The 26,492-nt window shown below is 67.8% G+C and carries 25 protein-coding genes; 9 read left to right on the forward strand and 16 right to left on the reverse strand.

Annotated elements, in window-relative coordinates; translation table 11 throughout:
- Positions 1–42: 42 nt before the first annotated feature.
- The 11 genes from KY496_RS05810 to KY496_RS05860 all read right to left on the reverse strand — a co-directional run bounded on the left by KY496_RS05810 (position 43) and on the right by KY496_RS05860 (position 14,595).
- On the reverse strand, positions 43–1,167 hold the full coding sequence (locus KY496_RS05810; protein ID WP_219864184.1) for an MFS transporter: 1,125 nt from the start codon (positions 1,165–1,167) through the stop codon (positions 43–45).
- The gene (locus tag KY496_RS05815) at positions 1,164–1,691 is read right to left on the reverse strand and encodes a TetR/AcrR family transcriptional regulator (protein WP_005670629.1); all 528 of its coding nucleotides are present in this window, start codon (positions 1,689–1,691) and stop codon (positions 1,164–1,166) included. The genes KY496_RS05810 and KY496_RS05815 overlap by 4 nt, the downstream gene beginning before the upstream one ends.
- 51 nt (positions 1,692–1,742) lie before the next feature.
- Entirely contained in the window at positions 1,743–3,200 is a 1,458-nt protein-coding gene (locus KY496_RS05820; protein WP_005670627.1) for an MFS transporter, read from the reverse strand.
- A 15-nt stretch (positions 3,201–3,215) separates the two neighbouring features.
- The gene (locus KY496_RS05825) at positions 3,216–4,388 is read right to left on the reverse strand and encodes an efflux RND transporter periplasmic adaptor subunit (protein WP_184236000.1); all 1,173 of its coding nucleotides are present in this window, start codon (positions 4,386–4,388) and stop codon (positions 3,216–3,218) included.
- A 17-nt stretch (positions 4,389–4,405) separates the two neighbouring features.
- Positions 4,406–5,818, reverse strand: coding sequence for an efflux transporter outer membrane subunit (locus tag KY496_RS05830; protein ID WP_229520438.1), 1,413 nt, complete (start codon positions 5,816–5,818; stop codon positions 4,406–4,408).
- Between the two features lie 142 nt (positions 5,819–5,960).
- Positions 5,961–6,902, reverse strand: a complete 942-nt coding sequence (locus tag KY496_RS05835) for a LysR family transcriptional regulator (RefSeq protein WP_005670622.1) — start codon at positions 6,900–6,902, stop codon at positions 5,961–5,963.
- A gap of 50 nt (positions 6,903–6,952) precedes the next feature.
- On the reverse strand, positions 6,953–7,912 hold the full coding sequence (locus KY496_RS05840; RefSeq protein WP_219864186.1) for a chemotaxis protein: 960 nt from the start codon (positions 7,910–7,912) through the stop codon (positions 6,953–6,955).
- Positions 7,913–8,047: 135 nt separating this feature from the next.
- Complete coding sequence (locus KY496_RS05845; RefSeq protein WP_219864187.1) at positions 8,048–9,457, reverse strand: GntP family permease; 1,410 nt, start codon at positions 9,455–9,457, stop codon at positions 8,048–8,050.
- Positions 9,458–9,576: 119 nt separating this feature from the next.
- Positions 9,577–11,355 (reverse strand): alkaline phosphatase, encoded by a 1,779-nt coding sequence (locus tag KY496_RS05850; protein WP_219864188.1) that lies wholly within the window; start codon positions 11,353–11,355, stop codon positions 9,577–9,579.
- Between the two features lie 79 nt (positions 11,356–11,434).
- Positions 11,435–13,807, reverse strand: coding sequence for a DNA polymerase II (locus KY496_RS05855; RefSeq protein WP_219864189.1), 2,373 nt, complete (start codon positions 13,805–13,807; stop codon positions 11,435–11,437).
- Positions 13,807–14,595, reverse strand: a complete 789-nt coding sequence (locus KY496_RS05860) for a ferritin-like domain-containing protein (RefSeq protein WP_219864190.1) — start codon at positions 14,593–14,595, stop codon at positions 13,807–13,809. The genes KY496_RS05855 and KY496_RS05860 overlap by 1 nt, the downstream gene beginning before the upstream one ends.
- A gap of 166 nt (positions 14,596–14,761) precedes the next feature.
- Here KY496_RS05860 and KY496_RS05865 point away from each other — a divergent pair, with 166 nt between their 5' ends.
- Both KY496_RS05865 and KY496_RS05870 read left to right on the forward strand, forming a co-directional pair.
- Positions 14,762–15,166, forward strand: a complete 405-nt coding sequence (locus tag KY496_RS05865) for a hypothetical protein (protein ID WP_005670612.1) — start codon at positions 14,762–14,764, stop codon at positions 15,164–15,166.
- 9 nt (positions 15,167–15,175) lie between these two features.
- The gene (locus KY496_RS05870; RefSeq protein ID WP_219864191.1) at positions 15,176–15,553 is read left to right on the forward strand and encodes a hypothetical protein; all 378 of its coding nucleotides are present in this window, start codon (positions 15,176–15,178) and stop codon (positions 15,551–15,553) included.
- Here the strand turns inward: KY496_RS05870 and KY496_RS27435 are convergent.
- Positions 15,529–15,708 carry a hypothetical protein gene (locus KY496_RS27435; protein ID WP_370662450.1) on the reverse strand — a complete coding sequence of 60 codons (180 nt, stop codon included), beginning with the start codon at positions 15,706–15,708 and terminating at the stop codon, positions 15,529–15,531. The genes KY496_RS05870 and KY496_RS27435 overlap by 25 nt on opposite strands.
- Between KY496_RS27435 and KY496_RS05875 the strand changes: the two genes are divergently transcribed.
- Together KY496_RS05875 and KY496_RS05880 are read left to right on the forward strand one after the other, a co-directional pair.
- Complete coding sequence (locus tag KY496_RS05875) at positions 15,647–15,988, forward strand: hypothetical protein (RefSeq protein WP_373889472.1); 342 nt, start codon at positions 15,647–15,649, stop codon at positions 15,986–15,988. The two genes, KY496_RS27435 and KY496_RS05875, sit on opposite strands and share 62 nt — an antisense overlap.
- 34 nt (positions 15,989–16,022) lie before the next feature.
- The gene (locus KY496_RS05880) at positions 16,023–16,370 is read left to right on the forward strand and encodes a hypothetical protein (RefSeq protein WP_184236572.1); all 348 of its coding nucleotides are present in this window, start codon (positions 16,023–16,025) and stop codon (positions 16,368–16,370) included.
- Here the strand turns inward: KY496_RS05880 and KY496_RS27440 are convergent.
- Entirely contained in the window at positions 16,267–16,665 is a 399-nt protein-coding gene (locus KY496_RS27440; RefSeq protein ID WP_373889479.1) for a LytTR family DNA-binding domain-containing protein, read from the reverse strand. The two genes, KY496_RS05880 and KY496_RS27440, sit on opposite strands and share 104 nt — an antisense overlap.
- Positions 16,666–17,016: 351 nt before the next feature.
- Positions 17,017–19,584 (reverse strand): TonB-dependent siderophore receptor, encoded by a 2,568-nt coding sequence (locus KY496_RS05890; RefSeq protein WP_219864194.1) that lies wholly within the window; start codon positions 19,582–19,584, stop codon positions 17,017–17,019.
- A 385-nt stretch (positions 19,585–19,969) separates the two neighbouring features.
- Between KY496_RS05890 and KY496_RS05895 the strand changes: the two genes are divergently transcribed.
- Together KY496_RS05895 and KY496_RS05900 are read left to right on the forward strand one after the other, a co-directional pair.
- A complete protein-coding gene (locus KY496_RS05895; RefSeq protein ID WP_219864195.1) occupies positions 19,970–21,427 on the forward strand; it encodes a M28 family peptidase in 1,458 nt (485 codons plus the stop codon).
- Positions 21,428–21,455: 28 nt separating this feature from the next.
- Positions 21,456–22,109 (forward strand): MOSC domain-containing protein, encoded by a 654-nt coding sequence (locus KY496_RS05900; protein WP_229520439.1) that lies wholly within the window; start codon positions 21,456–21,458, stop codon positions 22,107–22,109.
- On the opposite strand, the gene KY496_RS05905 is transcribed toward KY496_RS05900, so the two are convergent.
- Positions 22,106–23,038 (reverse strand): DMT family transporter, encoded by a 933-nt coding sequence (locus tag KY496_RS05905; RefSeq protein WP_184235959.1) that lies wholly within the window; start codon positions 23,036–23,038, stop codon positions 22,106–22,108. The two genes, KY496_RS05900 and KY496_RS05905, sit on opposite strands and share 4 nt — an antisense overlap.
- Positions 23,039–23,135: 97 nt before the next feature.
- On the opposite strand from KY496_RS05905, the gene KY496_RS05910 reads away from it, so the two are divergent.
- The 3 genes from KY496_RS05910 (at position 23,136) to KY496_RS05920 (ending at position 25,609) form a co-directional block, all read left to right on the forward strand.
- Positions 23,136–24,023 carry a LysR family transcriptional regulator gene (locus tag KY496_RS05910; protein WP_184235956.1) on the forward strand — a complete coding sequence of 296 codons (888 nt, stop codon included), beginning with the start codon at positions 23,136–23,138 and terminating at the stop codon, positions 24,021–24,023.
- 111 nt (positions 24,024–24,134) lie between these two features.
- Entirely contained in the window at positions 24,135–24,524 is a 390-nt protein-coding gene (locus KY496_RS05915) for a hypothetical protein (protein ID WP_005670599.1), read from the forward strand.
- Between the two features lie 56 nt (positions 24,525–24,580).
- Complete coding sequence (locus KY496_RS05920; protein WP_219864196.1) at positions 24,581–25,609, forward strand: DUF4380 domain-containing protein; 1,029 nt, start codon at positions 24,581–24,583, stop codon at positions 25,607–25,609.
- Here KY496_RS05920 and KY496_RS05925 read toward each other — a convergent pair.
- Positions 25,595–26,491: an SMP-30/gluconolactonase/LRE family protein gene (locus tag KY496_RS05925; protein ID WP_370662497.1), complete on the reverse strand. Its 897-nt coding sequence runs from the start codon at positions 26,489–26,491 to the stop codon at positions 25,595–25,597. The two genes, KY496_RS05920 and KY496_RS05925, sit on opposite strands and share 15 nt — an antisense overlap.
- Position 26,492 lies beyond the last annotated feature (1 nt).

Below are 26,492 nucleotides of genomic sequence, written 5' to 3' on the forward strand. Positions count from 1 at the left end.
CGCCGCCCGGCGCCGGCCTTTCCAGGCTGGCGCCGGGCGTTGTCATTCCGGGCCGCGCCGAACGAGGCCGGCGACGAGGGCCAGCGCCGCGAACGACGCCACGGCGGCGTTCGGCGAGGCGCGCTCCATCAGAAAGCCGAAGCCCAATGCGCCCAGCGTCTGACCCACCGCCAGCGCCAGGAAGGCCAGCGTCACGCCGGTCGCGGGCCGCGCGGGCAGCGCTGCGATGCTCCACACCAGATAGACACCGGTCAGCATCAGGTAGGCGGCGCCGAACAGGCCGCCGCCCATGAACACCAGCCACGGCGGCGCGCCATCCAGGCCGACGGCGGCAACCGCCAGCCCCAGCGCGACGTGGAACACAAGGTGCACCGCGCGCATCCCGTAGCGAGCGATCAGCGATCCGGCCATGGCGCCGGCCACGCCCGCGCACCCCATGACGGTCCACAGCATGCCGACCTGGCGTCCGCTCCAGCCGAGATTGGCCTCCAGCAGGTCGGCGCCGAAACTCCAGACCACGGTGCTCGCCGCTCCGCTCAGGCCGGCGGCCGCGGCCAGCCGCATCAGGTCGGGCGAAAGCCGGGGCAGCAACGGCGCAGCGACGGCGGGCCGCGGCCGGCCGGCGGACAGCACCTTCAGGGTCGCGCCGACCATCAGGAGGGTCGCGCCGGCGAAGCCGGCATAGGCCAGCCGCCACTCGGCCCCCATCAGCGCCGCCACCGGGCCGGACAGGGCGACGCCGGCGCTGGTGCCGGCATTGATGAAGGTGTTGGTCGTGTCGTGCCTGGCGGGCGGCAGCATCGCCGTCACGGCCGCGGCCAGCGCCGGCGACGCCAGGCCGGTGCTCGAGCCGGCCACGATCACCGCGGCGGCGAGCCAGGCGGGCGACGCGGCGCTGGCGAGCCCGATCATGCCGGCGGCGCCGGCCACGCCTGCCGCCACCGCCACGAAGCGCGGCCCGCGGCGCTCGGTCAGCCAGGCCGCCAGCACGATCGCCAGGCAAAAGCCGAGAAAGGACCCCGCCGAGATGATCCCCGCCAGTGAGGACGAGAGCTCGAAATCGGCCGAGATCGCGGGCAGGAACAGGCCGAAGGCGAAGCGCGCGAAGCCGTAGCAGACCGCGATCAGGCCAAAGCCGGTGACGCCGAGAGCGAGGGTCTGTTTCACGCCGCACGCGCCATCGCAACCAGATCCACGGCAGCCCCGCACGCCGCCTCGATCGCGCTCGCCCCCTGCCAGGCGCTGGCCGCCACCGCGCCTTCGAACAGCAGGACGATGCGCCCGGCCAGCACCTCGTCGGCGCGCCCGAGATCAGCGTGGACGATCCGCGCGACGTGTTCGCGCAGCCTGGCCTTGTGCGCCTGCACCGCCGCCACGATCGCCGGTTCGGCGCCGCCGGTTTCGCCGAGGATGCGCAGGAACAGGCAGCCGCGCGCTCCTTCGTGCGCGATCCAGCCGGCCAGCGCGGCGAACAGCGCGCGCACGTCGAGTCCATCGACCTGCTCGAAGAAGCGCCGGTCACGCGCGGCGAGCACCTCGCCCACCAGGGCGGCCTTGCTGCCGGCATGTTTATAGAGGGTGCGGCTCGACATCCTGGCGGCGCGCGCCAGGGTGTCCATATTGGTGGCCATGTAGCCGTGTTCGTAGAACAGGCGCTCGGCAATGGCAAGGAGTGCTGGGTTGGTATCCATGGCCCCAGTGTAAAACGATCGTTTTACACCCGGGCGCACGCTTGCCCCCCCCTAGTCGAACCGGCGCTGCATGGTCAGCAGCACGGCCCCGACCAGGCCCACCCACATCACGACCCAGAACAGGTCCTGGCCCGCCAGCAGTCCGGCCTGGCGCGCCAGCTCCAGCCCGCCGTCGCCGATCGGGCCGGCCTTCTCGGCCAGCCGCGAGGAATGCAGCGCCGTGCGCTCCTGCAGCGCGATATTGGTCACGCCGACGCCCAGCGCCAGGCCCACCTGCCCCAGCATGTTCTTGAGCTGCTGGGCGTGCGCGAACACCACGTTGTCCGCCTGCAGATCCTTGAACGAGTGGATCGCGGCGGTCGCCATGCCGAGCGTCAGGAAGCCGCCGAACAGGCCCATCCACAACATCACCGTGTCCCAGGCGTTGGCGCGCGGATCCAGGGTGGCGAAGCGCCAGCCGAGCGCCGCCAGCATCAGGAAGCCGGTCACGAAGAACCTGGTCGGATGCGGATTGCGCTTGACCATCTGCAGCATCACCACGAACACGACGAAGGTCGACAGCAGCCCCACGCCTTGCAGCACGCCGGCCTGCTCCAGCCCCATGCCGAGGCCCTTCTGCACCGCCTGCGGCAACAGGGTATTGACCATTCCGAGCACCGCGTAGCAGACCGCGAAGATGACCAGGCCCAGGCGATAGCGTGCGCTGGCGAGGATGTTCAGGTGCAGGAAGGGTTCGTGGCGGCGCGCCTTGACGAGGCCGAAGGCCAGCAGCAAGGCCAGGCCCAGCGCCAAGTGGCCGAGCAGCGCGCCGCGCTGGCCGCCATGCCAGTCGTAGGTCAGGTGCTGCAGGGCGAACAGCGTGATCGCGGCGCCGCCGCCCAGCAGGATCGCATCCGGCACGTGCAGGCGCGTCGGCGTGCCGTCCAGCGTGTCGGCGCCGAGCGGCAGCCAGCGCGCCGCGATGCCGGCGCCGATCGCGGCCAGCGTCGCCAGCAGCAGGAACATCCCACCCCATGCCTCGTGGCCGATGAACTTCGCCGCGGCCAGGGGGCCGAGCGCCAGGCCGAGCGACAGCGCGCTGCCGAATGCCGCGATGCCCTGCAGGCGCTGGGGCGAAGGCGGAATCAGGTTGACCATCATGCGCGAGGCGGTCATGAACACGCCGCCGCCGATGGCCATCAACAGCCGGCCGCCGGCGAAGGCGGCGACGCTGCCGCTGCCCGCGCAGATCCAGGCGCCGACCATGTAGAACACCACGCCGCCCAGCAGGTAGTTGCGCCAACCGAGGCGCTGCACCATCACCGTCAGCTGCGAGATCGACAGCACCGCCACCGCCGCGTACAACGCCGAGACGGTGGCGTATTCCTCGGGCGAGGCGCCGACGTGGCCCATGATGGCCGACGCCGCGAACACCGTCATGCCGGTCGAGAGGAACTCGATGAAGTTGAACACGAAGATCGCGGCCAGCAGCGCCGGACGTGGAATCGTAAGCTTAGCGGGGGCGTTCATCGCCTGCCCTTTCCATCAACGCGACGCCACCGCGCCCGGGTGACCGAGCGCGCGCCGGATCGCCTCGTCGGCGCCATGCGACTCGGTCTCGAACACGACGGTCTTGTACTGCTGGCGCGCGGCCCCGGCCTGCATCAGGCTCAGGCCCTGCTTGCTGCTGGTGTCGATCGCCACCTTCATCGACAGGCCCAGGCGCAGCGGATGGCGCGCCAGGTCGGCCGGGTCGAGCGCGATGCGCACCGGCACCCGCTGCACCACCTTGATCCAGTTGCCGGTCGCGTTCTGGGCCGGGACGGCGGCGAAGGCGCTGCCGGTGCCGGCTTCCTGGCCGACCACGCGGCCATGGAAGACGACGTCCTTGCCGTACACGTCGGCCGTCACCGCCACCGGCTGGCCGATGCGCACGTCCTTGAGCTGGGTTTCCTTCAGGTTGGCGGTGACCCACATCTGGTCCAGCGGCACGATCGCCATCAGCGGCGTGCCCTGGGCCACGCGCTGGCCGATCTGGACGTTGCGGCGCGCCACGATGCCGCCCACCGGCGCGGCCAGCGTGGTGCGCGCCAGACCCAGCGAGGCGTCGCGCAGCTGGGCGATCGCGGCCTGCACGTCGGGATGGCTTTCGACCGTGGTGCCGTCGACCAGGGCCAGCGCCGAGCCGACCTGCTGGCGCGCGGCGGTGAGCGCTGCGCGGGCGGCGGCCACGGCATCCTCGGCATGGCGGATGTCCTCGCCCGACACGGCGCCGGTGTCGGCCAGCTTGCGCCGGCGTTCGAGGTCGCTGGTGGCCTTGCCGAGATCGGCCTCGCGCTGGGCGACCGTCGCGCGCAGCTGCTCGACGCCGGCGAACTGGGCCCGCACCTGGCGCGCCGACTTGGCCAGCGCCGCCTCGGCGCGGTCCTGGGCCAGGCGCGCGTCGACCTCGTTAAGCTGCACCAGCACGTCGCCGGGCCGCACGAAATCGGTGTTGTCGGCCGCGATGCGGGTCACGGTGCCGGCGACCTGCGGGGTCACCTGCACCAGGTTGCCCTCGACGTAGGCGTCTTCGGTGTGCTGGCTGTTCCAGCCGATGCCCAGCACCTCGGGCGAGGACCAGGCGATGCCGCCGGCGGCGGCCAGCACGGCGACAGAAAGGCCGAGCGCCAGCTTTCGGCGGCCCTGGGGAGCGTTGTTCGTATTATTGGTGTCCATAGCGTTCTCTCGATTCTTCAATGTGCGGCCAGCGCGGGCCTGGCGGCCGGGGCCTGGTAGCCGCCACCCAGCGCGCGCACCAGGTTCACGTCCAGCTCGTAGGCGCGGGCGTCCAGCTCGGCCTGGGCGCGGCGCTGGGCCACGACCTGGGTTTCGGCGATCAGGACCTGCACGAAGTTGCCCAGCCCCGCGCGGTAGCGCTGCTCGGCCAGCTCATAGGCCTGCTCGGCGGCGGCCAGGGCCTGGTCCTGCTCGCGCACCCGTTCGCCCAGCCAGCGCAGCGACGTCAGTTGCGCCGTCACGTCGCGCAGCGCATCGATCACGGCGGCGTTGTAGTTCTCGACCGCGACGTCGAATTCGGCGTTGCGCGCCGCGAGATTGCTGCGCAGCCGGCCGCCGTCGAGCAGCGGCAGGGTCACCAGCGGGCCGGCCGCGAAGCTGCGGCTGCCGCCCTGCAGCAGGCGGTCGAAGCCCAGGCTGGCCAGGCCGCCGGACACGCTCAGGTTCACGGTCGGATAGAACTGCGCCTTGGCGACGTCGATCTCGCCGCTGGCCGCCTCGACCTGCCAGCGCAGCGCCACCAGTTCCGGACGGCGGCCCAGCAGCGCGGCCGGCACGTCGGCCGGCGCCGGCGCCGGGCGGTCCAGGCGCAGTCGTGGACGGGCGATCGACTCGGCCGCGTCCTGGCCTTGCGCCCCCAGGGCCGCGATCTGGCCGCGGGTCAGCGCGATCGCCTCGTCCAGCGCCGCGATCTGGCCGCGCGCGGCTGGCACGCCGATCTCGGCCTGCTTCAGCTCCGCCTTGCTGTCGAGCTGCGCGGAGACGCGCTGCTGCACCAGCTCGAGGATGCGGCTGCGCTGGCGCAGCTCCTGCTCGGCCAGGTCGCGTTGCGCATACAGGTGGTCCAGGCGCAGGTAGGCCTGCACCACGGCGGTCGACACCGCCAGACGCGCGGCCTGGGCTTCGGCCTGGCGCGCATTGACGCGGCCGGCGGCGGCGGCCACGCTGGCCGCGTTCTTGCCCCAGAAATCGAGTTCGACACCCAGGTTGAGGCTGGCGTCGTTGACCCACTGCCAGCTACCGGCCAGCGGCTTGGGCACGCTGCCGTTCTCGCTGTAGCGCTGGCGCGCGGAACGGACCGAGGCGTTGGCCTGCGGCCCCAGGCTCGCTGCGGCCAGGCCTTCGAGGGCCGCCGCCTGGCGCACCCGCGCGAGCGCGCCGGCGATCGTCGGGCTGGCATCGCGCGCGCCCTCCACCAGCCGGTCGAGCTGGGGGTCGCCATAGGCGCGCCACCAATCCTGGGTCGGCCAGGCGGCGGTCTCGGTCGCCAACGACCCAATAGCGCGCGATGAATTTGTAGCCGCGTCCTGGTTCAGGCGCGCCAATTGCGGCTGCGCGCCCATCGACACGCAGCCGCTGAGTACGAGCATCGCAGAAACAAGCGCCAGGCGGGTCGGACACCGGCCTGGCGCGGGAAGGGATTGAAGCATGGTGTGCCTCGGCAAAAATACAGGGATAGCCGAAGCATAGTTGCTCTGAGTTATTTAGGCCATGCCATAAGCGGCATGGACATCATGCAGAATCTGCATAACCAGTCTCGGCTCCCAGCGTATTGGTCAGGGTCGTCAGCACGAATTCGCGCAGCCAGCGGTTGGCCGGGTCGCGGTGGCTGCGCTCGTGCCAGTACAGCGCCAGCTGCAGCGGCGGCAGTTCGACCGGCATCGGCGCCAGCACCAGGCCGAGGTCGCGCGCCAGCGGTCGCGCCAGGCGCAGCGGAATGGTGGCGATGGCGTCGGTATGCAGCGCGATGTGCGCCGCCGAGGTGAAGCTCGGCACATGGCACAGGATGCGGGTGGGCTCCAGCAGCGTTTCCAGCTTGCGGGTCACGGCCACGTTGTGGTGGCTGGTGTGCTCCATCTCGATCAGCACGTGGCGGTGGGTCAGCCAGGCGTCGCGGTCGAGTTGCCCGGCCCAGGGATGGCCGGGCCGCATCAGGCAGGCGTATTCGTCGTCCCACAGCTTGCGCTGGCGGATGTTGTTGAGCAGGTGCGGAAAGCGACCGATGGCCAGGTCGATATGGCCGCGTTCGAGCTGGGCCTCGAGCGAGCCGGGATCGATGTGCACGCTGCGCAGCTGCAGGCCGGCGGCGCCGTTCTCCAGCCTGGCCAGCCCGTCCAGCAGCTGGGGCAGGATATTCACCACCGCGCCGTCGACCATGTACAGGCCGAAGGAACGGGTGGCGCTGAGCGGATCGAAGGCGGCCGGGCCGCCTTCGAGCTGGCGCGCCGCGTCCAGCACGGCCGCCACCGGGCCGGCCAGTTCGAGGGCGCGGGAGGTGGGCTGCATGCGCTGGCCCGAGCGCACGAATAGCGGGTCGCCGAAATGGCGCCGCAGTTTCGCCAGCGCGCGGCTGACGGTGGGCTGGGTCATGCCGAGCAGTTCGGCGGTGCGGGTCAGGCTGCCCTCGCGCAGGAGGCTGTCGAGGATGAGTAAGTGGGAAAGGTCGGGGATCACGCCCGCATCATATCATTGCGGCAACTGGCATGTGATCCCCGGGGGCAGGATCAGCCGCCCAGCACCTTGCGCAGGGTGCGCGACAGGTCTTCGGCCGAGAACTTGGCCACGTAGGCGTCGGCGCGCACGTTCTTGACGTGTTCTTCGTTGGTGGTGCCCGACAGCGAAGAGTGGATGACCACCGGCAGGTTGCCGAAGCGGTTGCTCGACTTGATGTTGCGGGTGAGCGTGAAGCCGTCCATCTCGGGCATCTCGAGGTCGGTCAGCACCATGGCCACGCGGTCGTACACGGTGCGGCCTTCGGCTTCGGCCGCGGCGGCGATCGTGCCCAGCTGGTCCCAGGCTTCCTTGCCGCTCTTGGTCATGATGTAGGGCAGGCCCATCGCGTCCAGGCCCTGCTCGATCAGCGCGCGCGCCACCACCGAATCGTCGGCCGCCAGGATCACGGCGCCCGGCTTGATCGTGATCTTGGCGCCCACCGCCTGCTCCATGTTCTCGCGCTCCTGGTTCGGATTCAGGTTGCGCAGGATGGTCTCGACGTCCAGCACCTGGGCCAGGCGCGCCGGCTGGCCATCCTGCTCGGGCAGGCGCGCGATGCTGGTCACCATGCCGCTGCCGGCGCTGTGCTCGGCGGTCATGACCTGGCTCCAGTCCAGGCGCACGATCTCTTCCACGCTCTCGACGGCAAAGGCCTGGGTGGTGCGCGCGAACTCGGTCACCAGCATGATGTTCAGGCCGGTCTTGGGCTTGACGCCGGTGATGCCCGGCAGGTCGAGCACCTGGATGATCTGGCCGCGCAGGTTGACCACGCCCAGCACGTGCTGCGGCGCGCCGGCCACCGCCGTGATCTCGGGCATGGCGACGATCTCGCGGATCTTGAAGACGTTGATGCCGAACAGCTCGTTATGGTTGCCCTGCTCGTCACCGCCCAGGCGGAACAACAGCAATTCGAATTTGTTGGTGCCGGTCAGGTTGCTGCGTTCGTCGACTTCTTGTTGTACCGATTTCATGTTCCATCCTGGATTAATAGTGCTGCACGGAAACCATTGCGGAACTCATTGTAGTCGCGCGGCTCTTTCTTGGGTCAATACAAGCCATAAGCCTTGCTGATTTTGCGGGAACAGGTGCAAAAAAACCACGAATTGTCACGTGAGACCGAGGGCGTAATATACGCCGATGACAAAGAAGACAGCCGCCGTCTTGATCAGGGTGACGGCGAAGATGTCGCGGTAGGCCTCGCGGTGGGTCAGGCCGGTGACCGCCAGCAAGGTGATCACGGCGCCGTTGTGCGGCAGGGTGTCCATGCCGCCGCTGGCCATCGCCACCACCCGGTGCATCACCTCGAGCGGTATCCCGGCATTCCCGGCGCCGCGGATGAAGACGTCGGACATCGCGGCCAGGGCGATGCTCATGCCGCCCGAGGCCGAGCCGGTGATGCCGGCCAGCGCGCTGACCGAGACCGCCGCGTTCACCAGTGGATTCGGGATGCTGCGCAGCGCGTCGCTCACCACCAGGAAGCCGGGCAGCGCCGCGATCACGCCGCCGAAGCCATACTCCGACGCCGTGTTCATCGCCGCCAGCAGCGCGCCGCCCACCGCCGCCTTGCTGCCGTCGGCGAAGCGCCTCGCCACGCGCGTGAACGCGGTCGCGACCACGAACAGGATCCCCAGCAGCAGCGCCGCCTGCACCGCCCAGATCGCGGTCACGGTCTTGATCGTCGTCGTTACCGGCGTGGCGATGCCGGGCAGGATCTCGGGCGGCACCGTGTGGCTGTCGCCGCCATACCAGACCGGAATCATGCGGGTGAAGACAAAGTTGGCCACGCCCACCAGCAGCAGCGGCGCCACCGCCAGCAGCGGATGCGGCAAGCCGCCGGCGCTTGTCTCCACCCGCTCCGGTTCGTTCACCAGCGACGTGCCATAGCCCTCCCCCTTGGCGGCGGCCGCGCGGCGCCGCCACTCCAGGTAAGTCAGCCCGACCGCCAGGATGAACAGCGCTCCCAGGGTGCCCAGCACCGGCGCGGCCCACGAGGTGGTCTGGAAGAAGGTGGTCGGGATGATGTTCTGGATCTGCGGAGTGCCGGGCAAGGCATCCATCGTGAACGAAAAGGCGCCCAGCGCGATCGCCCCCGGCAACAGGCGCTTGGGGATGTCGCTTCGCCGATAGAGTTCGGCCGCGAACGGATAGACCGCGAACACCACCACGAACAGCGACACGCCGCCATAGGTGAGCAAGGCGCAGACGGCGACGATGACGGCGTTGGCGCGCGCGGCGCCGATGTAGCGGATCGCCGCCGCCACGATGGCCTCCGAAAAGCCCGACAGTTCGATCACCTTGCCGAACACCGCACCGAGCATGAACACCGGGAAGTACAGCTTGACGAAGCCGACCATCTTTTCCATGAAGATGCCGGAAAAGACCGGGGCCACCTGCGCCGGGTCGGTGAGCAGCACGGCGCCCAGGGCGGCAACCGGCGCGAACAGGATGACGCTGTAGCCGCGGTAGGCGGCGAACATCAGGAAGGCCAGAGCGGCCAGGACGATCAGGAAGGACAAGACGACTCCATGGCGATGGCGTGTAAGGACGTCATCATTATAGAAAGGGAGCGCGGCCGTGGGACAGCGTTTGCGCCGATATCGCGTGCGTTTATGCAGGCGGCATCGGCACGCTGTGCTCAGGCGACGTTGTCCTCCACGCGCGGCGTCGTCGAGCCGTTTGCCAGCGTGATCCGGGTGCGCTTGGCCAGCGGCGCAGTCGGCGCCGCGCCATTGGCATCGAGCGGCTTGACCTTGGTGAACACGACGCTGAACGTCGCCGGCGTGACGGTTGCCACCGCATAGCCCTGGGCGTCGTGGTCGGCGTAGGCAAAGGCGGGATTGTTCATGCGCAGCACCTGGTCGAAGCCCTGCGGCGTGGCCACCAGCGGCGCCAGCGGCGTGTTGCCGGCGCCGGCGCGCAGGTACTGGTAGAACGAGGAACTGCTGATGCCGGCTGCGACGAAGTCGACCGCCACCGGCCGGCCGCTGCGCGGATCGTTGCTGTCGTAGATCACGCCGCACTGGAACGCGTGCAGGTCGCCGGTGATCGCCACCACGTTCTTGACGTCGTTGCTGGCCAGGTGGCCCAGCATCTCGGCGCGATAGGAAGGATAACCATCCCAGCCGTCGGCATTGACGATATAGAGGTTGTCGTACGGCGGCGGCGCCATGGTGCGCATGTCGAGCCACATGCGGTTGAGGGTCACTTCATTGCCCCATACCTTCCAGGTGGCCGTCGAGCCTTGCATGGTGTCCTTCCACCACTGCGTCTGCGTCGGTCCCAGCAGGCCCGGATTGCGGCCCAGCGCGGTCCTGGCGCCGGCCTCGAACTGGGCCAGCAGCGGCTGCGGCACGAAGTAGCGCGAGCCGATCGAGTCGTCACCGGCCACCGGGTCGCCCTGCAGCATGCCGGCGTAGGCCGCTTCATTGACCACGTGGTCATCGCGGTACAAACGTTGGTCGGTCATCACCAGGTGCATCAGGGCGCCGAAGCGGAAGTCACGGTAGATGCGGATATTGTCGTGGCCTGCCTTGTTCAGGTCGAACGAGACGTCGCCCCAGTCGACCGGCATGTATTCGGCCCAGGCCTGGGTCGCATTGCGGCGGCGCGACGTCTGCTGCTGGTTGGCGTTGTCGTAGGTCTGGTGGTCTTGCCAGCAATCGTCCGAGAACTCGTGGTCGTCCCAGATCACGATCATCGGGCATTTGGCGTGCAGCGCCTGCAGGCGCGCATCGCTGCGATAGGTGCGGTACAAGGTGCGATAGTCGGCCAGGGTATTGGCGTAGCGCGCGCCGCCTGCGATCGTCACGCCGTCGGGAAGGTCGATGCGCGTATGCGCCGGCTCGGCGCGTCCCGACTGGAAGTCGGCGCCGATCGTCTCGTAGACATAATCGCCCAGGTGGACGATGAAATCGAGTTCCTCGGCCGCCATCATGCCCATCGCGGCCCAGTGGTTGACGCTCCAGTCCTGGCAGGTCATCCAGGCGAAGCGCATCTGCGCCGGGGTGCTGGCGGCGGCCGGTGCGGTCCTGGCCCTTCCCACCGGGCTGAGGTCGGCGCCGGCGCGAAAGCGATAGTAATACAGGGTGGCTGGGGCGAGGCCGGTCAGCTTGGCGCGCACCGTATGGTCATAGGTCGGCAGCGCGTTCAGTTCGACCACGCCGGCGACCTGGGTGAAGGCGGCGTCCATCGCCACTTCGAGCCGCAGTTCGACCGCTTCGCTGCCGCTCTCCGGCGCGCAACGGGTCCAGAACACGACGCTGCCCTCCTTCGGATCGCCGCTGGCTACGCCCAGCGGGAAGGTGAAGCTGCCCAGCGGCGGCGTGTCGTCCGAACCGCCACAGGCGGCAAGCAAGCCGCCTGCGGCGGCGACGGTGAAGTATGCGCTGCTACGTAAAAAGCCCCGACGGTCCACGTGGTCCCCCTCCTGTTGAAAACGTGACGGCAGTCTAGCGAGCCGATGTTTCCAACGCGTGACAGGGCGACAAGAACTGCTAGAACAGCGTCTGCTGCGGGCTGGTGAGATTGGCGAAGCTGTCGCCCAGGAAGGGCAGGATGGCGTCGGCCACCGGTTCGAGCTGGCGCGTGAGGTAGTGTTCGTAGTCGATGGCGCCGTGGCGGGCTTCCATCGGCTCGGGGCCGTTCAAGGTCATCACATAGCGGATCCAGCCGCCCTTGCGGTAGAGCGCGGGGCGGCCCTGGCGCAGGTGGTGCTCGTCGGCCATGCGCGCGGCGCGCACGTGCGGTGGGACGTTGCGCTGGTACTCCTCCAGCGGCCGGCGCAGGCGCTTGCGGTAGACGAGATCGTCGTCGCATTCGCCGCGCAGCATGCGCGCGACCAGCTCGCGCACATAGTCCTCATAGGGCTGGCCCTTGAAGATGCGTTCGTAGAGCCCCTGCTGGAAGGCTTGCGCGAGCGGAGTCCAGTCGGTGCGCACCGTCTCCAGGCCCTTATAGACCATCTCTTCGCCGCCATCGGCGCTCGCGGCCAGGCCGGCGTAGCGCTTCTTGCTGCCTTCGTCCGAACCGCGCACGGTCGGCATCAGGAAGCGCCGGAAGTGGACGTCGTACTCCAGTTCGAGCGCGCTCTCGATGCCCAACTCGGCCTGCAAGTGACTGCGCCACCAGCCGTTGACGTGGTCGACCAGGGCCTGCCCGATGCGGCGCGCATCGCCTTCGGCGTGCTCGCGCCCGAGCCAGACGAAGGTCGAATCGGTGTCGCCGTAGATCACCTGGTAGCCCTGCTCCTCGATCAGCTCGCGCGTGCGGTGCATGATGTCGTGGCCGCGCATCGTGATCGACGAGGCCAGGCGCGGGTCGAAGAAGCGGCAGCCGGTGGTGCCGAGCACGCCATAGAAGGCGTTCATGATGATCTTCAGCGCCTGCGACAGCGGCGCATTGTGCTCGCGCTTGGCGGCTTCGCGGCCGGCCCAGACCTGGGTCACGATGCCGGGCAGGCAGTGCCTGGTGCGCGAGAAGCGCCCGCCGCGGTAGCCCGGCACCGTGGCGTCCTCGGGCTCGCGCAGGCCTTCGACCAGGCCGAGCGGATCGATCAGGAAGGTGCGGATGATCGAGGGATACAGGCTTTTGTAGTCCAGCACCAGCACCGAGTCGTACAGGCCGGAGCGCGAATCCATCACGAAGCCGCCGGGACTGTCGGCGCCGGCGACGTCGCCGATGTTCGGCGCCACCCGTCCCTGGCGGTGCAGCAGCGGCATGTACAGGTGCTCGAAGGCCGCCACCGAACCGCCGCTGCGGTCGGCCGCCAGCCCGGTCACGCTGGCGCGCTCCAGCAGGAAGGCCATCAGCCTGGTTTTGTCGAAGATGCGCGTGACCAGCTCGCAATCCTTGAGGTTGTACCAGGCCAGCGCCGGCTTGTCCTCGGCGAACATGCGGTCGATCTCGGCCATGCGGTCGTGCGGGTTGTCGATCGCCTTGCCTTCGCCCAGCAAGGCGCGCGACACGTTCTCGAGACTGAAGGACGGGAAGCTCCAGGTGGCCGAATGCAGCGCATCGATGCCGTCGATGACCAGGCGACCGGCGATGCAGATGAAGTAATGCTCCTGCTTGCCGCCATGCTCGCGCCACTCGATCGCGCTGCCGTCGCGGCCCAGGCGCAGCGGGCGGTTGAAACGATCGGCATGCTTTTGCAGCACCCGCATGTCGAACTGGATCAGGTTCCAGCCGATGATGGCGTCGGGGTCGTGGCGGATGAACCATTCTTCCAGGCGGTCGAGCAGTTCGAGCCGGGTGTCGCAGTAGTCGAGTTCAAAATCGCGTTCCCGGTCCTCGCCATTGGGCGGCCCGAGCATATAGACCTGGCGCTGGCCGCAGCCTTCGAGCGCGATCGAGCGCAGCTCGCCCTGGAAGGTGGTTTCGATGTCGAGCGAGACGGTGCGGATCGTCGGCCGGTAGCCCGGCGCCGGCTTCAGGACGGCGTCGACCAGCAGCAAGGGATCGCGATCGACCGGCGTGCCGGCGAAGCTCACCGGCGCCGTGATGAAGCGCTCCATTAGGTAGCGCTCGGGCGGGCGCACGTCGCCCTCGAACACGTCGAGACCGTGCTGGCGCAGCTGTTTTTCGATGCGCAGCAGCTGGCGGTACTTGCGGCAGTACAGGCCGGCGACCGGCCGGTGGCGAAAATCGAGCAGGTCGAGCGGGCGCAGCTCCCAGCCGCGTTCATCGCTCAGCAACTGCTCGACAGTGGCGCGCTGCTCTTCCGGGATGAAGGCCACGGACTTCTGCACCGGCAGGCGCAGGCGGCGCGGCCCGGCGTCGGTGGCGAGCCAGAACTCGACCTCGCAGCCGGCGCCGGTGTCGCGCCAGTGGCGCGTCAACAAGAAGCCTGTTTCCACACCAGTGTCCATCAGCGGTAGCGCTGCAGCTCGGCCTCGGTGAAGCCGGCCTGGCGCCGGCCTTCGATGTTGAACGGTCCCTTGAGGACGGGCGCCTTGTAGCGCAAGGTCAGTTCGTCGTAGGTGGCGATCGGCTCCAGTCCCCGTTCATGACACAGGCTGAAGTACCAGCGGTTGCCGATCTCGACGTGCCCTACTTCGTCCACCAGCAGCCGGTCGAGGATCCGGGCCGCGGCCAGGTCGCCGGCCTGGGCGATCTTCTTGCGCAGTGGCGGAATCGCATCGAGCCCGCGCGCCTCCAGGGTGCGCGGCACCAGCGCCATGCGCGCCATGACGTCGTCGCCCGTCTTGGCCACCATCTCCCACAGGCTGTCGTGGCCGGGGAAGTCGCCGTAGGCGTGGCCAAGCGTGCCCAGGTGCGCGCTCAGCATCGTGAAGTGCAGCGCCTCTTCGTCGGCCACGCGCAGCCAGTCGAGGTAATACTGCTCCGGCATGCCATGGAAACGCCACAGCGCGTCGAGCGCCAGGTTGATGGCGTTGAATTCGATGTGCGCCAGGGCGTGGACCAGCATGGCCCGCCCCTCGGGCGTGGCCATCGAGCGGCGTCCGACCTGCAGCGGCGGCACCAGTTCGGGGCGGGCCGGGCGGCCGGGGATGCCGGCGGGCGCGGCGAGCGCGGTGGCGGTGTCGATGCGCACGGTCCCGGCCTTGCAGGCGGCGCTCAAGGCGGCGACCGCCTGGGCCTTGGTGGCAGGATCGGTTTCGAGCAGCGCGTGCAGCGCCGCGGCGCGGAGTTCCATGGTGCTATCTGTTCTGGCGAAAGACGGCATTTTACTCAATTCGTTTAGCGCCTGTGCCGCTGATTTCTGACGGTAGCGCCGGGCCAGCGTACGGATTGAGCATGACCAAGAGTGAATACGACAGAACATGAAACACTCTTACCGCCTATCATAGAGGGAAACTCATATGACAACGACGTATGCGGAACTGTTCCAGAAGCTGACGGCAAGTGAAAAAATTCATCTCGCCTTGTTTCCCGAGCAGGCGGCGGTAATCAAGCGATCCGCGCAGCGCGCACTGCTCGAAAGCGAACTGCGGTTTCCAGGAAGCCGCCGCAATACGCCGGGGGACGCGTTTCGACACTGTTTTTGGTCCGCACTTCTCGCGCGAGACATCGGGTATGCCAGCGCATTGCGGTACACGAATGCGCACGAAGCTTTTCCGGATAATCCACCGGATGAGAAGGCGATGGATCTGCATAATAACGCCGTCGGACTGAGTATCGGCCGCTACGGAGGTCCGAATCAGATACTGATCTTGCGATGCGTCGATGCACTCCGCACCGGCCGACTCAAGATCATCGAACGCTAGGATGAAACCATGCGACCCTTCCTCACCGCGCTTTCTGCAGTGCTTTTCCTCTCAGCGTGCTCGCCGGACGTAGCCCTTGATCAAGCAATCAAACTGGGAGAGCGAGAGTTCACGCGCGAATCATGGGCCACTGCATCGCGGATCGAGCGTGGCCGGATGACCGCGTCATTCTTGCGCCAGTATGATGCTACCACCCTCGACCGGCGCCAGATCGAAAAGATACTGGGTCCATCCACAGGCTACTACTACTACGATAATAATCCGGCCTATTTTGTCGGGCCAGATACCGTCACCAGTATTCATGGAAAAGGCTATTTATGGGTATTTGAGGCAAACAAGAATAATGGTCGGATCGAACGCGTTCATTTCGTTCCCGATGTGAAGTGAGGTAAATCAAATACAGTCGCACCAAAATCGGTGGCGATCCAGAAGTCGACCTCGCAACCGGCGGCGGTGTCGCGCGAAAAGGTATATTTGTTGATGTATCCCGAGCACGTGTCGTTGATCAGCGACGCCGCTGAGCAAGCTTCTAACGAGACCAAACGACGCTTCGGTAGGCACGATCATAATGGTCACGGCGATGCATTCCGGCATTGCTTATGGTCCGCCATGCTCTGCAGAGACATCGGTTATATGGGAGCCCTGCGATACACCTCGGCTCACGAGGAGTTCTCTGATAACCCACCGAATGAGAAAGCGATGGATCTGCACAATAATTCGGTTGGATTGAAGCTAGGCAGAACATTGAGCTCGAATGCAATACTCAGTAACCTTTCCGTTGCAGCTTTACGTTCGGGCCAGCTCAAAGTCATCAAACCGTGAGGCAAGAGTGCGAGCTTTATTTATATTGACACTGTTGGCAGCATCCCTCGCGAGTTGCTGGAACACTGTCGAGGACCAGGCCCGGAGGCTGGGAACGCGCGAGTTCACCCCTGAAACGTGGGCCAAGGCCACGGACCTGCAGCGCGGAGAAATGACTGCATCGCTGCTGAAAAAACACGATGTGACCTCGTACCATAGAAAAGAGATTGTAGCGCTGCTGGGTGAACCCACCGGCTACTACGACTACGATACCAACCCTGCCTATTTCGTTGGACCCACTACGGTCGAAAGTATGTATGGCAAGGGTTATCTACTGGTCTTTTTGACAGACAAGAGCAATGGTGACGTCGACAGCGTGATGTTCTTCCCGGAGGTCGAGTAGCGTCACAAGTAGCCGACATCTGCCTGAACAAATGCGCATACACCGGACTCACCCGCGGCTTGTCCGCCCGCCCGCGCAGGTTCAGGGTCACGTTGCCCATGTCATCCCGCACCGCACTCAGCACGCACGCCATATTCACCACCATGCTGCGGCTGACCTGTCGGAACCGGTCCGGATCGAGCTGCGGCAGCAAATCCTTCAGCGGCACCCGAATCAGCGCCTCGCTGTCCGCCGTCGCCACGTTCACGTACTTGTCGACCGCCTGGAAGAACACGATGTCGGCCACCGGGATCATCCGCACCACATTACCGACCGCCGCCCGCACCGTCGTCAAGCGCTCGATCGATGCTGCCGCCGGCAGCAGCGCCTGGAGCTGGCCGAGCAGTTGGCCCAGCGAGTCCGTGCCCCCCCCACGCCCGCTGCCTGCTCCCGGCGCGCCTCAACCAGCGCGCGCAGGCGCTCCACCGTCTTGCCCAGTCGGCCCGCGCTGACCGGCTTGAGCACGTAGTCCACTGCGGCCCGCTCGAAAGCCTCGACCGCATAGTCAATGAGGGGGCGAGCGCCCGGCAAGCCGTCCTGCGACGAACCGGAGAAAGCACGGTGCGAAGCGGCTACGGGGGCGGCCGAAACCGCTTCGCGGCAGCGCTTAGAAGCGGTAATTGACCTTCACCGACGCCACCCGGCCGCGCGGATCGCCCTGGGTATAGTCGAAGAAGGCGGTCGACGAATCCCATGACGGACGCTTGTCGCCCAGGTTGTGCACGATGAAGCTGACGGTGGCCGCCTGGGTCGCCTTCCAGGCCAGGTTCAGGTCGAAGGTGCCGTACGGCTTGACGCGCTCGCCCGGACGGGTGGTCTGGTCGTAGCCGTCGACATAGTTCCACACCAGCGTATTGCTCCAGTCCTGGATATCCCAGCTCAGGCCGGTCACGCCGCGCCACTTCGGAATCGAGCCGAAGTAGTTGTTGCCGGCGCCTTCCGTGAGCGGCAGGCCGACCGCCAGCGGCTGTTCGAACGACAGCACCCGGCTCAGTTGCGCGTTCAGGGTCAGCTTGCCGTAGGCGGCCAGCGGCTGCACGTGGCGCAGGTCAATGTCGAAGCCCGACACCACGCGGTTGCCCTGGTTGGCATACTGGCGGTACAGGGTCAGGATGCGGCCCTGGGCGTCGCGCACGATCTTGCCGGGCGCCGACGCTTCGTTGGCGATGATGTTGTCGGCCGATTCGGTGCCGATCACGCCCTCGGTACGGATGCGGTAGAAATCCAGGCCCAGGCTCGTGCGGTTGTTCGGGGCCAGCACGATGCCGAAGTTGGCATTGGTCGAGCGCTCAGGCGACAGGTCGGGGTTGGCGATCGTCAGGTTGGTGATGCCGCGCGCCTGGGTCGGCGAGATCGGATCGCGCGGATCGACCACGTTGCCGTAGCTGACCGAGGTCGAGTTGGTGATCTCGGGCAGCGACGGCGCGCGGAAGCCCCGCGACAGCGTGCCGCGCACCAGCAGCCACGGCGCCGCCTGCCAGCGCACGCTGGCCTTGGGCGAGAAGGCGCTGCCGAAGTCGTCGTAATGGTCGCCGCGCCCGGCCAGGTTGACGCTCAGGTCTTTCAGCACCGGCACGTTCAGCTCGGCGAACAGCGCCGCCACGTCGCGGCTGCCGTCGATGATGTTGATCGCCGGGCGCAGCTCGGTGCCCGACAGCACCGCGGTCGAGGTCTGCGAATCCATCTCTTCGCGCCGCCACTGGGCGCCGGCGGCGAAGCCGAGCGCCCCGGCCGGCAGCTGCGCCAGTTCGCGGGTCGCGCTCAGGTCGACCGTGGTGAGCTTCGACTCGGCCGGGCGCAGCGTCGACAGGCGCAGGCGGTTGCGCACTGCTTCGCTGTTATTGGCCTGGTTGACGAAGTCATAGCTGCCGTCCGCGAGCACCTTCTCGAACTCGTAGCGGTTGACGAAGTTCTGCACGGTTTCCTTCAGCTCGCTGCCGGAGTGGCCGACCGAGGCGTCGTATTCCCAGCCGCCGGCATAGCCCTTCACGCCGGTCAACACGCGGAAGAACTCCACACGTCCCTGCTTCATGCGCGGGCCCAGGTCGAACAGGGTGGCGTTGAACGGCAGCGGCGTGGCGCCAGGATTGTTCGGATGGCCGACCGGCAGCACCACGTTGATGTTGTCGAGCTGCTGGGTGGCGTCGTTCCAGGCGCGCAGGCCGGTGCCGACGGTCAGGGGCGCGCTGAAGGTCTGGTCGGCGCGCGAGCGGCCGTACAGTACCTCGGCATAGGCCTCGTGGTCCTGGCCCAGCTTGACGGTGCCGCGCAGCGAGGCGTGGGCGCGCTGGATGCCCGGAATCAGGGTCTTGTAGGTGGCCGGGTTGTAGGCCAGGACGTTACCGCTGCGGCCAGGCGTGATCTCGCCGTAGGGCTGGACCGCCAGCGGACCCGCATTCGCGCCGGATGCGCCGCCCAGCCACTGGGTCGGGTCGTTGTTGACGTAGTTGGTCGGCACCCAGGCCAGGGTGCCGTTCGGATTGCCGCGGAAGTCGCTGCCGGCCATCCAGCCCACCTGGTCCTGTTGCAGCTTGTCGCGCCACTGGGCATCAAGCGAGAACACGACGCTGTAGCCATCCTCGACCAGCGAGCCGAAGCCGGACTGCAGGGTCACGCTCTTGTCGTCCTGGCCGGTGCCTTCGGTGGAGCGGCCCACCTGGGCGCTGATCTCGGTGCCCTTGAACTCCTTGTAGAGAATGATGTTGACCACGCCGGCAACGGCGTCCGAACCGTAGACCGACGAGGCGCCGTCCTTCAGCACCTCGATGCGCTGCACCGCCGCCATCGGCAGGCTGTTCAGGTCGACGAAGACTTCCTGCAGGTTCTGGGCGGTGGCGTAGGGGCTGACGCGCTTGCCGTTCACCAGGATCAGCGTGTTCTTCTGGCCCAGGCCGCGCAGCGACAGGCCGGCGGTGCCGGCCGAGAAGCTGCCGGTGAACTGTTCGTTGTAGCTGTTGCCGCTGTTGGCCGAGATCGAGCGGATCACGTCGGCGATGCTGGCCTTGCCGGTGGCGGCCAGCTCCTTGGCGGAGATGACCTGGACCGCGCTGGCGCCTTCCTTTTGCGTGGTGCGGATGTTGGAGCCGGTGACGACGACTTTTTCGATGTCCTGGGCGACGGCGTGTTGCGAGAATGCGGCGGCGAGCGCCACGACGATAGCGAGTGGTTTGTGCATGGTGTTCCTGGTAGTGGTCTTCCCGCGGCGGCGCTCCAGGCGTCGCAGCGGGCGTGCGCTTCCTGCCCCATCCGCGAGGGACGGGTGCGGAAGACGGCGGTATGGATCAGGCGATCAGTTGCGCGACATTCGACAGCACGACCCGGCCTTGCCCGGCAGGTGCGCCGTGCGGGTTCGTGAAGCAGGATGCTGCGAATGTGTCATGACTGAATAATCGTTGAATTGCTGTGGAAGACGCATAATACCGGGCAGAAATGGCATGCCAAACGAATAAATAAATACAAGCTTATGCAAATCGCCATCGAAACGCCCTGTCGACCGGGCGATTGACCGCACTAGCCCGACATGTCATATTGCCATTTTTTCCACCCAAGGAAGTCAACGCATGCGTCACCTTGTCTCTGTCCTCGGCCTCAGCCTCGCCCTCGCCGGCTGCGCGACCCAGCTTGACGCGCCCCGCGCGTCCGCCCCTGATGCGCTCACCAGCCACATCTCGGCGGACTCGCTGCGCGGCCACCTGTCCTTCCTCTCGTCCGACCTGCTCGAAGGCCGCGGCACGCCGTCGCGCGGCGTCGACCTGGCGGCCGAGTACATCGCCGCCCAGTTCCGCCGCGCCGGGCTCGAAGCGGCCGGCGACGACGGCTACTACCAGACCGCCAACTGGCAGTACGCGAAGCGCGGCGAAAAGGACATCACGCTCACGGTGACGGCGGGCGGCAAGACGATCGAGGTCCCGGTCGGCGGCGCCTCGGCCAATTTCGTCGACCCGGTCGCCCTCGGGAACACGCCGGCCGTATTCATGCCGTGGCAGGCGGCGCTGGACGACAAGGGCGCGGCCGACGGCAAGGTGCTGGTCGTGCCCGCGGCGGCGATCCCGGGCGCGGCCGGCGTGCTGAAATCGAAGCTGCAGAGCAAACCCGCCCTGGTGGTGATGATCGACCGCGAACGCCGCCATGGCCGCACCCAGGGCGGCTGGTTGATCGACCCGAGCCAGCCGGTGGCCAAAAACGGCCCGCCGGTCGTGCTGCTGCACGCGGCCGACGTCGCCGCCACGCTCGAACAGGGCGGCGCCAGCATCGCGGCCAAGGTGGTGGCGCCAACCGTCAGCCCGGTCAAGCTGCGCAACGTGATCGGCGTCCTGCGCGGATCGGACCCGCAACTGAAGAACAGCTACGTCATGCTCAGCGCCCACTACGACCACCTGGGCATCCGCGACGGCGAGATCTATAACGGCGCCAACGACGACGGCAGCGGCACCGTGTCGATGATCGAGATCGCGGCGGCCATGGCCGCGCAGAAGGAACGTCCGCGCCGCAGCATCGTGTTCGTCGCCCTGTTCGGCGAAGAGCTCGGTCTGCTGGGTTCGCGCTACTATGCGAAGCATCCGGTGTTCCCGCTGAAGGACACCGTGATGAACCTGAACCTGGAGCAGCTGGGCCGCACCGACGACAGCGAGGGCGCGCAGGTCTCGTCCGCGACCATGACCGGCTTCGACTACTCCACCGTGGGCACGACGCTGCAGCGCGCCGCCGGGCGCACCGGCATCCGCTTCTGGAAGCATCCGACCAACAGCGACCGCTATTTCGCGCGCAGCGACAACCAGGCGCTGGCCGACGCCGGCGTGCCGGCGCACACGCTCGCAGTGGCCTTCGGCTTCCCCGACTACCACGGCAAGGACGACACCTGGGACAAGATCGACTACGACAATATGGCGCGCGTGAACCGCATGATCGCCCTGGCCCTGCAGGACATCGCCAACGACGCGGCCAAGCCGGCGTGGACCGACGTTCCCAACGCCGCCAAGTACCGCGAGGCGGCGCGCGCGCTGCACGCGGCGCCGTGATGTCGGCGTCCGCGTTGGCGCCGGCCCTGTGATCGCCGCCCTATCGATCCGCCCTCCCGGCGCGCCCGCGCCGATGCGGGTCGACGGCATGCGGCTGATCGCGGGCAGCGGCGCCGAAGGCGACCGCCATCTCGATCCGCTGTCCCCGCGCCAGTTGCTGCTGGCTTCGCGTGCCGGCTATGCCGCCCTGGCGCTCGCGCCGCAGGCGCTGCGCGAAAACCTCCTGCTCGACGACGACGTCGAACGTCTGCCTTCCGGCACCGTGCTGCAGATCGGGGCCGAGGCCAAGGTGCGGCTGATGTTCGCCTGCGAAGCCTGCGGCCGGCTCGACCTGCACGCCGAGCGGCTGGCGGCCAGGATCGGCGCCCGGCGCGGCGTGCTGGCGCGCGTGGTCGAGGGCGGGGTCATCCGTCCGGGCGATCCGGTGCGCAATCTCGGTCAAGGCTTCGCGTCGTGGCCGGACGACTGGCGCCTGCGCATCGCCCAGGTGCTGGACGCCGTCCCGCCTGGCGCGGTGGTCGAGTACGCCCAGCTGGCGCGCCTGGCGGGCATCCAGTCCAGCTATTGCCGCGCCTTTCCGCGCCTTTTGCGCGCACTGGGATCGGTCCATGCGGCCAAGGCCATCCCGGCGCGCGCCGCTTGCCCGCTTCCGCGCTGGAACGGCGCCGGCCTGTTCGACTAGGCGGCGACCTTGTTCGGCGCCGGCTTGAGCCGGGCCACCCCGAGAATCACCAGCGCCAGCCCGCCCAACTGATATAACGACAACGGTTCGCCCAACAGCAGCCATGAAGCGAACACGGTCAGCACGGGCCCCAGATTACCCACCGCGGCTGCCTGCGGCGCGCCCATGCGCCCGATCGCCAGCGCCAGCCAGTAGATCGGCAGCGCGGTCGACACCAGTGCCATCAAGCCGGCATTGAGCCAGACCGCGGGCGGCAGCGCCGGCAGCGCGGCCAGGTCGCCAGCCGCCACGAAGTGCCCCAGCACGAACGCGCAGGACGCGCTGCCGGCCAGGCCGGCCAGGCGCATGGAGCCGATCCGGCCCACGAGCGCCCCGGTGCCGAGATAGTACACGGCGTAGGTGACCGCGCTGGCGAACACCCAGGCCGATCCCACCATCACCTCGCGGCTCCAGCCGGTCACCTGCAGGTCGTGCACGAAGCCAATGCCCAGGCCCAGGTAGCAGATCGCGAGCGCCTGCAAGGTGCGGCCCGATGGCCGCTGGCGCGTCAGGCAGACCTGGAACAGCAAGACCAGGGTCGGGTACAGGTAAAGGATCAGCCGTTCCAGCCCGGCCGTGATGGTTTCCAGGCCATAGAAGTCAAACAGGCTGGAAAGATAGTAGCCAAGAAAACCCAGCACCGCGATGTGGAGCCCGTCCTTCACCGACAGCGGTTCGGCGTCGCGGTCGCGCGCGAGCCAGGCCAGCCACAGGAACAACGGCAGCGCGAAGCCCATGCGCAAGGCCAGCAGGGTGAGCGCATCGACCGGCGCCGCCGCATAGCCCAGCTTGACGAACACCGCCTTCATGCTGAAGCCGGCGGCGGCGAGCACCGCATACAGGCGGCCATCCTGGGACCAGCTGCGAAGAACTGCTTGGGTTGAACTCATGATCGGATGCTGGCGGCAAAGACCTTATTCTGCCGCGAAAGCATCCGCGCTAGAATGCGTCAATCCTGGACTCTGCCTTCGCGATTCGAGAAACCCCATGCACGTCGACCTGACCGATCTCCGCCTGTTGCTGGCCATCGCCGACGCCGGAAGCCTCAGCAAGGCGGCCGAGCGTTTCCCGATCGCCCTGTCGGCCGCCAGCAACCGCCTGCGCGGCTTCGAGGACGATTGCGGCATCGTGGTGTTCACCCGCTCCGCCGGCGGCATGGCGCCGACGCCGGCCGGCCGCTTCATCCTGGAGCGCGCGGCGCGCGTGGTCAGCGAGGTCGAGCAGTTGCGCGATACCGTGCGCGAGCTGCGCGGGCCGCAGCGCGGCGCGGTGCGCCTGGCCGGCACCACGGTGGCGATCAGCACCTTCCTGCCGGCTGCGCTGGGCGTGTTCCTGGGCGACCATCCAGAAGTCGACCTGCAGCTCGAGGAACGCACCAGCCGCGACATCCTGCTGGCGGTGCGCGCCCGCGAGATCGAGATCGGCATCCTGGACGGCAACGTGGCGACCGGCGACGTGATCTCGCTGCCGTTTCGCACCGACCGCCTGGTGCTGCTGGTGCCGAACGGCCACCCGCTGGGAGCGCGCCCCGCCACCCGGCTGCGCGACGCCTTCGAGTTCGCCTTCGTCTGCCTGCCCGCCGAGCGCCCGATGCAGCACTTCGTCGAGTCGCGCGCAGTGCAGAGCGGGCGCCCGCTCAAGGTGCGGGTGCGCGCGCCCAGCTTCGACGCCATCGCCCAGCTGGTGGCGCAGGACGCCGGGATCGCCATGCTGCCCGAGGCCGCCGCCAGCCGCTTCGCCCGCGAGCTGCCGGTCAGCATCGTGTCGCTCGACGACGCCTGGGCCAACCGGGAACTTCGGGTGTGCTTCGCCGATCCGAATACCCTGAGTCCGCATGCGGAAACGTTGTTACGTTATCTAGCGCACAGCGGATGAGTGTTGGAAATGTTGTAATGGCTTCGTCGCGCACGATTGCGGTCGTGGCGTGAGTCAAAAATTAGCAGCAGGTGTAAGCTAAACGACAACATTTATTTTAAGGAGCACACCATGAAAACCACCTTCGCCCTGTCCGCCATCATGCTGTCCGTCGCCGTCCTGGCCACCGGCTGCAACAAGAACGACAATATGGGCCCAGCGCAAGAAGCCGGCGCCGCTGTCGACAATGCCGGCCGCGCCGTGGCCGAAGAAACCCGTGAAGGCGTGGCCGCCGCCGACGCCGCCGCCGAACGTGCGGGCGACCGCATCGAAGCCGCCGGCGACCGCGCCGAAGCCGCTGCCGAGCGCGCCGGCGACCGCATCGACAACGCCACCGCCGAAGTGCGCCAGGAGTCGCGTGAAGCCGCCGCCGAAGCCAAGGAAGCCGTCAGCGACACCACCGCCGCTGCTGGCCGCAGCGTCGAACGCGCCGGCGAAAAAATGCAGGACGCTTCGAAATAATCGTCCAGCGTCATCGTTTCAGACTAGCCGCGTGGCCGGGTAACCGGCTGCGCGGCTTGTTCTTGTCCGTCCAGGCGATCCGTCTCGCCTGTCTCTGCGTTATCTCCCTCGCGTCCGCGCACGCTGCCTCGCAGCTGCTCTCGCACCGTCTCGACAATGGCGTCGTCCAGGCGCGAATCGCCGAGTCGGCCGGTGGCCGGCTGCTGTCGTTCGCACTGGCAGGCAAACCCAATTTCCTGCTCGTCGACGAAACCGCCGGCGCACCCGACGCCATACCCAATGCGGCGTCCGGCCACGTGCCTTACCAGGGACACGAAGTCTGGATCGGGCCACAAAGTGAGTGGTGGGTGCATCAGGACGTCAATCCGGCGCGCGCCGCCGCGAAGGCGGCCTGGCCTCCGGACCCTTGGCTGAGCCTTGCGACCTACACGCTGGCGGAAAGCAAGCGCGACGAAATCGTGCTCGACAGCCCGGCCAGTCCCGTGTCCGGCATCCAGCTGCGCAAGCGCTACGCGCTGGTCGCGGACAAATCGCACAGCCTGCGGCTGGAAGCCGAAGCAACCAACCGCAGCGGCAAACAGGCCGGACGCGACATCTGGTTCAATACGCGCGTGCCGGCGCACACGATGGCCTATGTGCCGGTGGCGGCGCCGGACGATGTCCGGATCGAGCCGGCCGGTGCGTTGCGCTACACGCTCGAAGGCGGCCTGCTGTCGCTGGACCTCCCGGCGCCGGGTGACCCCGCGCGCAAAGGCAAGCTGTTCGTCCAGCCCTCGAGCGGCTGGCTGGCGGCATTCCGCGACGGCCAGCTGCTGGTGATCCAGTTCGCCCACCAGCCGCGCGCCGCGATCCACCCGGCCCAGGGCCAGGTGGAGCTGTACCAGGACATCGACGCCGCAGCCCCGGCCAAGGGCATGCTGGAGCTGGAAGTGCATGCGCCCCATGTCGAACTGGCGCCGGGCCAGGCGATGCGGGCGTCCGAGCTATGGACCATCATCCCTTACGACGGTCCCGCCACCCGCGACGGCCACCTGGAATTCCTGCGCCGGCAAGCGGCGCAGCTCGGAATATCAGGCATCCGGTGAGAACGGCGTCTCGGCCACGCCCTTGACGCCAGGGCGCAGCACCACCACGGCGCCGGCATCCCCGCCCGGGTTGCCGCCGCCTGCGGGGTCGATCGACGTCACCAGCAGCAGGTCGAGATCCGGCCCGCCGAAGGCGCACATCGACGGCTTGGCCATCGGCAGTTCGATCTCGCGATCGAGCCTGCCCGCCGGGGTGTAGCGCTGCACCACGCCGCCATCGTTGGCGCAGGTCCAGTAACAGCCGTCGGCGTCGACCGCGGCGCCATCCGGCCGGCCCTTCTGGCCGTTCAGGTCGAGGAACACCCGTTGGCCATGCGGCAAGCCCGCGTCGACGTCGTAGTCGTAGGCCCAGACCATGCGGCGCAGGGGATGGGAATCGGACAGGTACATCGTCTTCCCGTCCGGCGACCAGGCCAATCCGTTCTGGGTCAGCATGTTCGACACCACCGGCCCGTGCAGGCCGCCACGGCCGGAATAACGATACAGGCCGCCGATCGCGCGCGCGGCGCCCATGTCCATGAACATGGTGCCGCTCCAGAAACGCCCCTGGCGGTCGCAGCGGCCGTCGTTGAAGCGCATGCCCTCACCCAGCTCGCTTGCCGCCGGCGCGGCCAGCCGGCGAGCGCCGACCGAACCATCGTCGTGCAGGTCGAGGTGGAAGATCCCGCTCTCCATCCCGGCCACCAGCCCGCCGCCGCTGCCGGCCGCGATGCAGGCCACCATCTCCGGCGCCAGCCAGCGGCGCAATTCCCCGCTGGCGTGGTCACGCCGCCAGATGCGGCGGGCCGGAATGTCGACCCAGTACCAGGCCTGCTCCCCCGCATGCCACATCGGGCTCTCGCCGGTCGCGCAGTGCACGCCGGCGACGATGTCCATTTCCATC

Origin of the sequence: Massilia sp. NP310 (genome assembly GCF_019443485.1) — a bacterium.
Lineage (GTDB): Bacteria > Pseudomonadota > Gammaproteobacteria > Burkholderiales > Burkholderiaceae_D > Telluria > Telluria timonae.